Source organism: Candidatus Electronema sp. TJ (assembly GCF_048287355.1).
Taxonomy (GTDB): Bacteria; Desulfobacterota; Desulfobulbia; order Desulfobulbales; family Desulfobulbaceae; genus Electronema.
Window position 1 is genome coordinate 1 of record NZ_JBLWEP010000045.1, and the last position, 10,954, is coordinate 10,954.

Annotated in this window: 9 protein-coding genes; 5 read left to right on the forward strand and 4 right to left on the reverse strand. The window is 57.4% G+C overall.

The genetic code is table 11. From position 1 onward, the window contains the following. The first annotated feature begins 124 nt into the window (after positions 1–124). Positions 125–937 carry a GTP cyclohydrolase FolE2 gene (gene folE2, locus ACNKID_RS05180; protein WP_417912368.1) on the forward strand — a complete coding sequence of 271 codons (813 nt, stop codon included), beginning with the start codon at positions 125–127 and terminating at the stop codon, positions 935–937. Here folE2 and ACNKID_RS05185 read toward each other — a convergent pair. The 3 genes from ACNKID_RS05185 to ACNKID_RS05195 all read right to left on the reverse strand — a co-directional run bounded on the left by ACNKID_RS05185 (position 934) and on the right by ACNKID_RS05195 (position 6,079). Beyond that, a complete protein-coding gene (locus tag ACNKID_RS05185) occupies positions 934–2,253 on the reverse strand; it encodes a D-alanyl-D-alanine carboxypeptidase/D-alanyl-D-alanine-endopeptidase (RefSeq protein ID WP_417912369.1) in 1,320 nt (439 codons plus the stop codon). The two genes, folE2 and ACNKID_RS05185, sit on opposite strands and share 4 nt — an antisense overlap. Before the next feature lie 513 nt (positions 2,254–2,766). Next, positions 2,767–4,599 (reverse strand): dihydroxy-acid dehydratase, encoded by a 1,833-nt coding sequence (gene ilvD, locus ACNKID_RS05190; protein ID WP_417912370.1) that lies wholly within the window; start codon positions 4,597–4,599, stop codon positions 2,767–2,769. Positions 4,600–4,672: 73 nt separating this feature from the next. After that, positions 4,673–6,079 (reverse strand): sodium:proton antiporter, encoded by a 1,407-nt coding sequence (locus ACNKID_RS05195; RefSeq protein ID WP_417912371.1) that lies wholly within the window; start codon positions 6,077–6,079, stop codon positions 4,673–4,675. Between the two features lie 303 nt (positions 6,080–6,382). On the opposite strand from ACNKID_RS05195, the gene ACNKID_RS05200 reads away from it, so the two are divergent. From ACNKID_RS05200 to ACNKID_RS05215, 4 genes are read left to right on the forward strand one after another with little or no spacing between them, the layout of a single operon-like run. Then, the gene (locus ACNKID_RS05200; RefSeq protein ID WP_417912372.1) at positions 6,383–7,495 is read left to right on the forward strand and encodes an ABC transporter ATP-binding protein; all 1,113 of its coding nucleotides are present in this window, start codon (positions 6,383–6,385) and stop codon (positions 7,493–7,495) included. Next, the gene (locus ACNKID_RS05205) at positions 7,496–8,326 is read left to right on the forward strand and encodes an ABC transporter permease (protein ID WP_417912373.1); all 831 of its coding nucleotides are present in this window, start codon (positions 7,496–7,498) and stop codon (positions 8,324–8,326) included. Continuing rightward, positions 8,327–9,106 carry an ABC transporter permease gene (locus tag ACNKID_RS05210; protein ID WP_417912374.1) on the forward strand — a complete coding sequence of 260 codons (780 nt, stop codon included), beginning with the start codon at positions 8,327–8,329 and terminating at the stop codon, positions 9,104–9,106. It abuts the gene before it with no gap. Between the two features lie 27 nt (positions 9,107–9,133). Beyond that, positions 9,134–10,201, forward strand: coding sequence for an extracellular solute-binding protein (locus tag ACNKID_RS05215; RefSeq protein ID WP_417912375.1), 1,068 nt, complete (start codon positions 9,134–9,136; stop codon positions 10,199–10,201). Between the two features lie 218 nt (positions 10,202–10,419). On the opposite strand, the gene ACNKID_RS05220 is transcribed toward ACNKID_RS05215, so the two are convergent. After that, a complete protein-coding gene (locus tag ACNKID_RS05220; protein WP_417912376.1) occupies positions 10,420–10,758 on the reverse strand; it encodes a hypothetical protein in 339 nt (112 codons plus the stop codon). Positions 10,759–10,954 lie beyond the last annotated feature (196 nt).

Genomic DNA, 10,954 nt, shown 5'->3' on the forward strand with positions numbered 1-10,954 from the left:
TCCTCCTGCCTGCGCAGAAAAGGCTTGCCTGTCCGGCCCATCTTCATTACTCTTCTGGGCATCTCTATGCCGCCGCCGTGCGCACCCTGAAGCCGAGAACCTGAATCCTGCCGAGACTTCCACCATGACTCTGCCCAGCATGACGACAGACATTCTTCCCGACATCCAAAACAGGGAGGACTCCAGAGGCATTGCCATCAACAAGGTGGGCATCAAGAAGTTCCGGCTGCCTGTCTATGTCCAAGACCAGCAGCACCGAGGCCAGCACACAGTGGCGGAGTGCAGCATGTACGTCAACCTGCCCAGCGACTTCAAGGGCACGCACATGTCCCGCTTTGCCGAGATCCTCAACACCGACGAGTTCGCCATCACCCTCCAGTCTCTGAAAGACACGCTGCTGAAGATGACGCGGCTGCTCGATGCCAGGGACGCGTACCTGGAGCTGGCCTTCTGCTACTTCATGCGCAAGACCGCGCCGGTCTCAGGCATAACCAGCATGATGGACTACAAAGTCACGCTGATGGGCGAGCTGGTGAACGGCAGATACGCGGTCTTCATACGGACAGTGGTGCCGGTGACCAGCCTCTGTCCCTGCTCGAAGGAGATTTCCCAGTACGGGGCGCACAATCAAAGGTCGTACGTCACCGTGACTGTGGAGCTGAGGAAGTTTGTCTGGATCGAGGAGATCATCCGCATCACAGAGATGGCGGGATCCTGCGAGGTGTATGGCATCCTCAAGCGCCCGGACGAGAAATACGTCACCGAGCGGGCGTATGAGAACCCCAAGTTTGTGGAGGACATAGTCCGGGACATTGCCGTGCGGCTCAATGCCGACGACCGCATCGCGGCCTATGAGATCGAGTCTGAGAATGTGGAGTCCATTCACAACCATTCCGCCATCGCAGTCATTACCCGCGACAAGCGGCAGCAGCCTTAGCGTCTCTTCGCCCTGCCTGTCTTGGCCCTTGCCGCAGCCCGCCTCTTCGCTTTGACAGACGAGGCTGCGGCTCTCCTTGCCTTTCCCGCAGCCCGGCGCACCGCAGGCCGCACCTTGGGCACGCCGCCGTTCTTCAGCAGCTCCAGCGCCTGCCCGCGCCGGTTGCTCCACTGGTTGAGGAGGATGACAAAGGCATTGCCGTTGTCAAGATAGCCCGCGTAGTTGTACACCCCGCGCATGGTGCCGGACTTGCTGGGCACGCCGCCGTGCCTGCGCAGCAGCCAGGCATGAGGACGGAAAGCCCGCAGCACTTCCAACATCGCCCGCGCTGTGACCCGGTTGCTGCGGCAGAGGCCAGACCCGTCGCTGTGGACGATCGCAGCGGCTGTCTGTGCGCCGAGCTGGCGTTCAAGTTCCTGCCTCGCAGCCATGTCTGCCTTGGCCCAAGTGGCAGGCCAGCCGAACTTCTCCGCGCCCATAGCCAGATAGACCAGATTGGAGATGAAGTTGGACGAGTATTTGAGGAAGTTGGAGGTCAGCTCCTGCAGGCTCTTGCTGCTGCGGTGCTCGTAGAGCAGGCGGGCCGTCGCCGGTGTCCGCTTCAGAGCCAACATGCCGTGGCCAGGCAGGCCAGCCTCTTCTTTCAGGGCGCGGAACAGCTGCGCGGCATAGCGGGCCATTTCCTTGTCCGCGTTGCAGCTGCCCCGGCAGACATTGACCCGCCTGCTGCCTGCGCGGCCATCTTGGGCGATCTCAGCCATCAGCGGCAGAAACGGGGTGCTCGGCTCGCCGGAAAAGACCTGCCCGCTCCGTGTCGCCAGCACAGGCACGCTGTTGAAATTGACAGAGACCGGCCCCACCGGCGCGTCATAGGGGTTGTCGCTGAACTCGCTGCCAGGCGACTGATGCTCCAAGGAGAACTGCGAGGTGTCAATGTAGATGTTGTTGACCCGCGCCAGGCCGCGCTGCTTCAGCGCGCTGAAAATGAGCCGCACCTCCTCTGAGGTGAGCATCGGGTCTCCGAAGCCCTGGATGTAGAGGCCGTCTTCCGTGTCGGTGTAGAAGCGGGTTTTGAAGCGGTAGTCCGGCCCCAAGACCGACAGAGCGGCCAAGGCGGTCGGCACCTTGAGGATGCTGGCCGGGATGTAGGGCGTGTCGAGATTGCAGCCTTCGACAATGCTGCCTTGCAGGTCGGCGACCGCATAGGCTCCGTTCTGGATCAGCCCGGCATACGGCGGCGGGCAGTCTTCGGCAAGGGCGTTCCAGCTCGCGGCGAGCAAAAGGGGCGCGGCGAGCCAGCTGAGCATTTTCATCATAGTGGAAACAGCGTCTTCTATTAGGTTCAGCCTTCGTCGCCTGACGGGCGCAAACCGCCCGCGCCCCATGACTGTAATAGATTCCCGCCGTTCTTCAAGCGGAAAATGCCGCCCGCTTCATGCGCCCAGGCCAGCCGGAAGCCGGTTTCCGCAGGAGGCGCTGCGGCGTGAAGGCTGCGCTTCTCCGCGCAAGGGCGAAAGATTTTTCGCCCCTACAGAACGCGGCACTTCACCGTAGGGGCAAAAAACCTTTTGCCCTCTTCGCGCAGGAAACCGAATCCCCTTCTCAGAGGAATTCAAATCCTCTTCCCGTAGGATTCCGAATCCCCTTCTCGCAGGAATTGAAATCCCCTTCTCGCAGGAATTGAAATCCCCTTCCCAGAGGATTCCAATTCCTCTTCTCAGGGGACGCTGCATCCCCTTCTCAGAGGAGAGAGCCTCCCCTTCCCGCAGGAGGCTCTCTCACAAGCGTTGAGGATCTTCAGCCCCAAGAGACTGGGCGGCAGGCTGCGCTCAGAGCACGCGCACCGCGCCTTTGTCCGCTGAGGAGACAAAGCGGGCGTAGACTTGCAGGGCTTTGGACACGCTGCGCTCACGCTGCGGCGTGAAGGCTGCGGCTCCCCGCGCCTCCTCTTCGCTGCGGCGGCGCGACAACTCTGCCGCGCTGACTTGCAGGCTGATGCTGCGCAGCGGGATGTTGATGTCGATGGGGTCGCCGTTGCGGACAAGGGCAATGGCTCCGCCGCTGGCCGCTTCCGGCGAGACATGGCCGATGGACAGACCGGCTGTGCCGCCTGAGAAGCGTCCGTCCGTGACCAGGGCGCAGAGCTTGCCAAGGTGCTTGGACTTCAGGTAGGAGGTGGGGTAGAGCATCTCCTGCATCCCAGGCCCGCCTTTCGGCCCTTCGTAGAGGATGAAGACCACATCGCCCGCCGCGACCTCGCCGCCAAGGATGGCCGCGCAGGCATCCTCTTGAGAATGGAAGACCCTGGCCTTGCCCTGGAAATGGAGGATGGAAGGGTCAACCCCGGCAGTCTTGACGATGCAGCCCTGCTCGGCGATGTTGCCGTAGAGCACCGCCAGGCCGCCGTCTTGCGAGTAGCAGTGCGCCGCGTTGCGGATGCAGCCTTTCTCGCGGTCATTGTCCATGACTTCATACAGCTTGAGCTGCGAGCCAATCTCCAGATTGCGGCCTGTTCCTGCGGGCGCGCTGGAGTAGAGCTGAAAGGCGGCGGGGCTGGTGCTGAGCAGTGTGATGTCGAAGCGCTCAATGGCTTGGGCAAGGGTGAGGCCGTCCACGCGCATCACCGAGGTGTCAAGCAAGCCGGCGCGGTCCAGTTCCCCCATGATGCCGAGCACGCCTCCGGCGCGGTTGACATCTTCCATATGGTAGTGCGAGGAGGGCGAGACCTTGCACAGACAGGGCACGCGGCGGGAAAGGGAGTCGATGTCCTGCATGGTGAAGTCCACGCCTGCCTCTTGGGCCACAGCGAGCAGGTGCAGCACGGTGTTGGTCGAGCCGCCCATGGCTATGTCAAGGGTCATCGCGTTGCTGAAGGCGGCCTTGCAAGCTATGGAGCGCGGCAGCACAGAAGCGTCTCCGCGACCGTACCAGGCCTCGCACAGCTCCACGATCCTGCTGGCAGCCTGCTCGAAGATCCACAGGCGGTTCACATGCGTGGCCACGACCGTGCCGTTGCCCGGCAGCGCCAGTCCGAGGGCCTCGTTCAAGCAGTTCATCGAGTTGGCTGTGAACATGCCGGAGCAGGACCCGCAAGTGGGGCAGGCACTGCGTTCCACTTCCGCGACATCCTCATCGGCAACCTCGCTGTCCGCAGCCATGACCATGGCATCGACCAAGTCCCAGCCGCGTGTCTGTCCCTCGATCCTGCCTGCTTCCATCGGCCCGCCGGAAACAAAGATGGCCGGGATGTTCAGGCGCATGGCCGCCATCATCATGCCGGGAGTGATCTTGTCGCAGTTGCTGATGCAGAGCATCGCGTCAACCTTGTGGGCGTTGCACATGTATTCCACAGAGTCGGCGATCAGCTCACGCGAGGGAAGGGAGTAGAGCATCCCGCTGTGGCCCATGGCAATGCCGTCATCGATGGCGATGGTGTTGAACTCTGCGGCGAAGCAGCCATGCTCTTGGATGATCGCCTTCACTTGCTGTCCGATCTCGTGCAGATGGACATGGCCAGGCACAAACTGCGTGAAAGAGTTGACCACCGCGATGACGGGACGGCTCATCTGCGCCTCGGTCATGCCGTTGGCCCGCCAAAGGGCGCGCGCGCCGGCCATTCTCCGGCCTTGGGTGGTCTCGCTGCTGCGAAGGGGGATGGACATGAGTGCTCTCCTTGCGTTCGTGGGGACTGCGTGTTTGTTGTGGTTGTGTCTGAGAAAGGGGCCGCGTCTGCGTTCAGCGGAAGAAGAGCAGCGTCACCAGCAGCATGGCCGGCAGCATGATCCCGCAGGACCAGGCCATGTAGCCGAAGAAGCTCGGCATCTTCACGCCGTTCTCCTCCGCTATGGCCTTGACCATGAAGTTCGGCCCGTTACCTATGTAGGTGTTCGCTCCCATGAAGACCGCGCCGCAGGAGATGGCTATCAGGATGCCAGCCGCCTGCGCTCCTCCCGCAGCGAGGAAGTCGCCCAGGTATCTCTGGCTCTCAAGGCTTACGCCCATGCTGCCTGCCGCAGTTGCGGCAAAGGTCAGATAGGTCGGGGCGTTGTCCAAGAAGCTGGAAAGTGCGCCGGTGGCCCAGAAGTACTGCCACGGTTCGGTCAAACCCAGTGCCTTGCCATGCGTGTTGAGCACGGTCAGCGGGGCGATCATGGTGATGAAGATGCCAAAGAAGAGCACGGCCACCTCGATGATCGGGGCGAAGGTGAAGCTGTTGGCTGTGCGCAGCTCCTGCTTGGTCGTGCAGTAGGCGGCCAAGGTGATGCCGGTCATCAGCAGCTCCTGCATCCCGAACGGCCATTCGCCGCCCCAGCCTTGGCCCTTGCCGAGGATCACCAAGACGATGCCGCCGAGAAAGAGAAAGTTGTGCCAGCCCGCTATCCCCAGCGGCTCATGCTCCAACGCCTGCTCCAGCTGCGCTCCTGCGCGTTCCTTTTCCTCGCGGGCAAGCAGGTGCTGATCCACCAGATTGCCGAGGATGATCAGCAGGCCGTTGACCAAGAGCCATTCCTTCCAAAGCTGCATGGTCCAGCCGAAGGGCACGCCTTTGAGGAAGCCGAGGAAGAGCGGGGGATCACCCAGCGGAGTGAGCAGGCCGCCGCAGTTCGAAACCACGAAGATGAAGAAGACCACCAAGTGTGTCTTCCTCTCTCTCGCCCGGTTGGCTCGCAGCAGCGGACGGATGAGGACCATCGAGGCCCCTGTGGTGCCGATGAGGCTGGCCAACACCGCGCCAATGACCAAGAAAGCCGAGTTGGAGAGCGGCGTTCCTGCTAAAGAGCCTTTGACGTAGATGCCGCCGGAAATGATGAACAGAGCAGCCAGCAGGACAATGAAAGGCAGGTATTCGTGCAGCACAGCGTGGAGCAGGGCTGCTCCTCCCGCATGGCCGAAGGAGAGCAGCATGTAGGCCGAAAAGATGAGGGCGAAGAAACCGCTGACCAAGGCGCGGTTGCGGTTGCTCTCCCACCAATGCTGCGCCGCCAGCGGCAGCACGGCGATGCAAAGCAGAAGCAGGGCGAAGGGAGCTGTCCAGACAGGGGCGATGTCCGGGCCGTGGCCAGTGCCGGCCAGCGCAGCTGCCGGGGCGCAAAGAAGCAGGGCGGCTGCCGGGAAAAGCTGCTTGAAGCGGAGCGTGATCATAATGGGAGCGGAGAAATCGTTGCAATTGAACCGTCTGCGCGATGCAGGTGCGGGCGGCTGTCCGACGGGACAACAATACGGGAGAAGACGGGGGAAAGTCAACCGGAAACAGCGGCGGCGCAGGCTGTTCCGCAGCAGCAGCAGATGCAGGTTTTGTCTTGACAAGAAGGCCTGAGGACGAGTATTTTCCAATTGCTGTCCGCCGGTTATAATGGGTCGGAATTCACATCAATTGCAACGGGATGCCGCCTGCCGCCGCAGCGGAGGGCAGGAGAGGCGTTTCATCATCCTCAGGTTGACGCAGTGAAAAGCAGCCAAGTCACTATCAAGAACGTTTCAAAACAGTTCGGCGACTTTGTCGCCTTGAGCAACACGTCCCTGACCATCAGGAAGGGCGGCTTTTATTCATTGCTTGGTCCGTCCGGCTGCGGCAAGACCACACTGCTCCGCATTATTGGCGGATTTGAAATGCCGAGCCAAGGGACAGTCTATTTTGACGACGTGGATGTGCTGCCGCTGCCGCCGAACAAGCGGCACGTCAACACGATTTTCCAGAGCTACGCCCTTTTTCCCCATCTGACGGTCTTTGAGAATGTCGCCTTTCCGCTCCGCCTGCGCAAAGTTGCCGAAGCGGAGATCAAACGGGCTGTGGAGGAGAATTTGACCTTGGTTAAGATGGAGAGCGAGAGCAGGAAATATCCCCGCCAGCTTTCCGGCGGCCAGAAGCAGCGCATTGCCATTGCCCGCGCTTTGATCAACCAGCCGCAGGTGCTGCTTTTAGACGAGCCGCTCTCAGCCTTGGATGCCAAATTGCGCCAGCACATGCTGCTGGAGCTGGATGCGATTCATGACAAGGTCGGCATCACCTTCATCTACGTCACCCATGATCAAGCTGAGGCCCTGAGCGTCTCTGATCAGGTCTGCGTGCTCAACAAGGGTCAGATTCAGCAGATCGGCACCCCGGCGGAAATCTACGAAAGCCCGGCCAACGAGTTTGTCGCCCGTTTCATCGGCGAGACCAATTACATCCGAGGCAAGGTCATCGCCGTGACCGACGAGGAGAACGCGGTCTTCGAGTCGCCGGAATACGGCAAATTTAATATCTGGCGCGACAAAAAAGTGCAGCCCGGCAGCAGCGTGGCCCTGACAGTCCGGCCTGAGAAAATCCGCATCGCGCCGGGCGAGCCGACAAATCTGCCGCCGGATGTCAATGTGCTGCGCGGCACGGTCGAGGACATGATCTACACCGGTTTTCAAACCAAATACTTTGTCCGGGTGAATGGCACCAAAGAGCCGCTGCTCGTCTTCCGTCAGCATGTGCAGTATTTCATGGACGAAAAACCGATCACGTGGAAAGATCAGGTCAGCGTCTGGTGGAACACCAAAGACAGCTTCATGGTGGAGGTGAGTCAGTAAATGCGCAAGAATTACGGACCAATCTATGTCACCCCCATTGCCTTCTGGCTTTGCGCCTTTCTTTCGGTGCCGCTGCTCATCACTTTGAGCTACAGCTTCATGGAAAAAGGGCTGTACGGCGGTGTGGAGTTGCGCTTCTCGCTCGCGGCCTATAAATCGCTGCTCAACACCGCTGTGCTCAAGGTGCTGCTCAACACTATTGTGATTGCTGTGGCATCCACCGCGCTGATGGTTGCGCTGGCTCTGCCCACAGCTTATTACATCGCCCGTAGCCCGGTGAAAAATCTGCTCCTGATGCTGATCATCATTCCCTTCTGGACGAATTTTCTGATCCGCATCTACGCATGGATCGCCATACTCGGCAGCAACGGCCTGCTCAACAGCTTTCTGCTCAACACAGGCTTGCTAGACGGACATATTCAGTTTCTCTACAACCGCTATGCGATCATTTTAGTCATCATTTACACCACAATTCCTTTCGCTATTTTTCCTCTCTATTCAACCATCGAGAAATTTGACTTCTCTCTGATCGAAGCAGCAATGGATTTGGGCGCGTCAAAATTCAAGGCACTCCGACTGGTGATGATTCCCAATATCCGCAGCGGCATCACCACCGCCATACTCTTCACCTTCATTCCGACTTTTGGCAATTTCGCCGTGCCGCAGCTGGTTGGCGGGACCGATTCGTGGATGCTGGGCAATCTTATTGTCCGCGAGCTGAACATCACCCGGAACTGGCCGCTGGCATCTTCGATTTCCGTTGTGTTAACTTCCGTGACTATGATTGGCGTGCTGCTTTTCATGCGCTCGCAGAGTAAAAAGGAGCTGTAGATGAGCAAACCGGGTAAATTTTCGCTGGGTGTTTTTTTGTTTGTCACCCTATTTCTGCATATTCCTCTGGTCATTCTGGTCATATCCTCCTTCAACAGCTCCAAAGCCATGCGCTGGGAGGGATTCTCGCTGAAATGGTACCATGAACTGTTTTACAACTCGCAGCCGCTCTGGCACAGCTTTTACAACAGCATCATTGTCGCAATCTCATCCGCAGTGACTGCCACAATTATCGGCTCGCTGGGCGCAATCGGCCTTTGCTGGTACAATTTCAAAATGAAAAAGACCATTCAAACCCTGACCTTTTTTCCGATCATCTTGCCGGAAATCATCATCGGCGTGTCGATCCTGATTTTTTTTAATAAAATCGGCCTCAACCTCAGCCTGCTCACGGTCTTCCTCGCCCATGTCACCTTCAATATCCCCTTTGTCCTGATGACGGTGATGGCCCGGCTGGAGGAGTTTGATTTCTCTATCGTTGAGGCGGCTTATGACCTAGGCGCGAGCGAGCTGGACATGCTCCTGCGCATCCTCCTGCCCATCGCCATGCCAGGAATCGTCGCCGGCCTGCTGCTGGCCGTCACTCTTTCCCTGGAGGATTTCGTCATCACCTTTTTTGTCGCTGGGCCAGGCTCTTCAACCCTGCCGCTGCACATCTTCTCGATGATCCGTTTCGGCGTGTCGCCGACCATCAATGCCCTGTCCGTGGTGATCATCGTCGGCACCGCGCTGCTGGCTTGGTCAACCAAAAATCTCTACTCTTCCCTGCTGAAGAGATAAAAATTCCCTCATCAAAGGAGCGTGGTCATGAAAAAATTGTCCTTGCTGCTGTTCTCGGCAGCAGCCCTCTGCCTCTCCGCGCAGGGCTGTTCTGACTCGAAAAAGGAAGAGCAGGCCCAGCCGAAAAAGGCCCAAGAGCAGAAACTGTTCATCTACAACTGGACCTATTACATTCCAGATCAGGTAGTGAAAAACTTTGAGAAAGCATACAATGTCAAGGTTGTTTATGACATGTACGCCTCAAACGAGGAGATGTTCACCAAGCTGAAGGCAGGAGGAAGTGGCTATGATCTTGTTTTTCCTTCCGGCGATTACGTCTCTATCATGGCTAAGGAAAATATGCTAGAGCCAATTGATAAAAGTAAGGTGCCGAACTTCGCCAATATTGACCCCGCCATTTTGTCGAAGATTCATTTTGACGAGGGCAATAAATATTCTGTGCCCTACATGATGGGTGCGGCAGGCGTGGCGGTAAACACCAAGCAGGTTCCAGCAGGTTTTGACAAGAGCTGGTCGCTCTTCAACCGGGAAGACCTTAAGGGCCGGATGACCATGCTCGACGACATGCGCGAAGTGCTGGGCGCGGCCCTCAAATCACTGGGCTATTCGGTCAACACCAAAAACATAGAGGAGCTGAAGAAAGCCAAGGAGCTGGTCAAGCAGTGGAAGGAAAAAATCGTCAAATTTGACGCTGAGTCTTTTGCCAAAGGCTTTGCCTCCGGTGAATTCTGGGTGGTGCAGGGCTATGCCGAGAATGTCTTTCTTGAACTGGATGAGGAAGCGAAGAAGAATGTCGCTTTCTTCATTCCAAAAGAAGGCAGCGCGATGTACATGGACAGCATGGTTTTGTTGAAGAACGCTAAAAATAAGGAGCTGGCTTACACCTTCATGAACTACATTCACAAGCCGGAGGTCTATGCCCAGATCGCCGATTTTCTCATGCTGCCGTCTATCAACATTCCCGCCCGCGCTGTCCGTACGGTGAAGCCGAATTATGAGATTGCCGATCTGGAACGCTCGGAGTTCAAAGAAGATCTCGGAGATACTCTAAAGAATTACAACCAGATATGGCAGGAGATCATAGTCGGCGAGTGATTGCCAATATATCCACTCTTCCTGCCTATGCTGCTACCAGCATAGGCAGGAAGAACTGCATCGGTTTAAGGCGGTGCTTGAAAGGCAGCATCATAGATGGAGAGCACTTTGCTGATCAATATCTCCCTGTTGTATCTCACTTTTACAGGCTGCAAAGGCAAGACATCAAATTGTTAACACTCAGAAAATGCTGCTATAATGGCGACCAGAAGAAGCAGTTAGAGCCGAAGCCAGCGACGTATCTTGGAAAGAAGAGACTCGTCATTCGCAAGCTTGCTGTCATCGCGCTCCTGCTTGTCCTTTTTCTTTACATCCTGACCGTCTTCTGACAGTTTTTTCTCGCTGGCATCCTGTTTCTCTTCGTCATGTTCATCTTGATCGTGATGCTGTTTTTTGTTCGCTTCTCGATGCTCCTGCTTGTCATCATCATCCCTGTGTCTCCGCTCATGTTTCTCGTCGTCATGCCGATATTCATGCTCGTCGGCGTTTACACTGGTGAGCATTGGTGCTGCCAGGATGAATCCAGCAAATAAGAGAACAGCATATTTCTTTTTCATGAGATGTTTCTCCTTTTTTTGTGAGTTTTAACCCGCCAGCTTGAGCTGGCGGATTTTGAAGTTAGAAGTTAGGCACATACACTGCAACACCAGGCTGCTGGCCGGAGCAAAAGTCTGCTGACTTGGTGAAGTATTCAACACCATTCTTGATGCAGTTTTCCACCAGCCCGTCATGTCCTCTGCAAATTGAGCAGTA

Bases quoted from the DNA above. Each gene is read 5' to 3' on its own strand.
- folE2 (WP_417912368.1), top strand. From the start codon at position 125: ATGACTCTGCCCAGCATGACGACAGACATTCTTCCCGACATCCAAAAC.
- ACNKID_RS05185 (WP_417912369.1), bottom strand. From the start codon at position 2,253: ATGATGAAAATGCTCAGCTGGCTCGCCGCGCCCCTTTTGCTCGCCGCG.
- ilvD (WP_417912370.1), bottom strand. From the start codon at position 4,599: ATGTCCATCCCCCTTCGCAGCAGCGAGACCACCCAAGGCCGGAGAATG.
- ACNKID_RS05195 (WP_417912371.1), bottom strand. From the start codon at position 6,079: ATGATCACGCTCCGCTTCAAGCAGCTTTTCCCGGCAGCCGCCCTGCTT.
- ACNKID_RS05205 (WP_417912373.1), top strand. From the start codon at position 7,496: ATGCGCAAGAATTACGGACCAATCTATGTCACCCCCATTGCCTTCTGG.
- ACNKID_RS05210 (WP_417912374.1), top strand. From the start codon at position 8,327: ATGAGCAAACCGGGTAAATTTTCGCTGGGTGTTTTTTTGTTTGTCACC.
- ACNKID_RS05215 (WP_417912375.1), top strand. From the start codon at position 9,134: ATGAAAAAATTGTCCTTGCTGCTGTTCTCGGCAGCAGCCCTCTGCCTC.
- ACNKID_RS05220 (WP_417912376.1), bottom strand. From the start codon at position 10,758: ATGAAAAAGAAATATGCTGTTCTCTTATTTGCTGGATTCATCCTGGCA.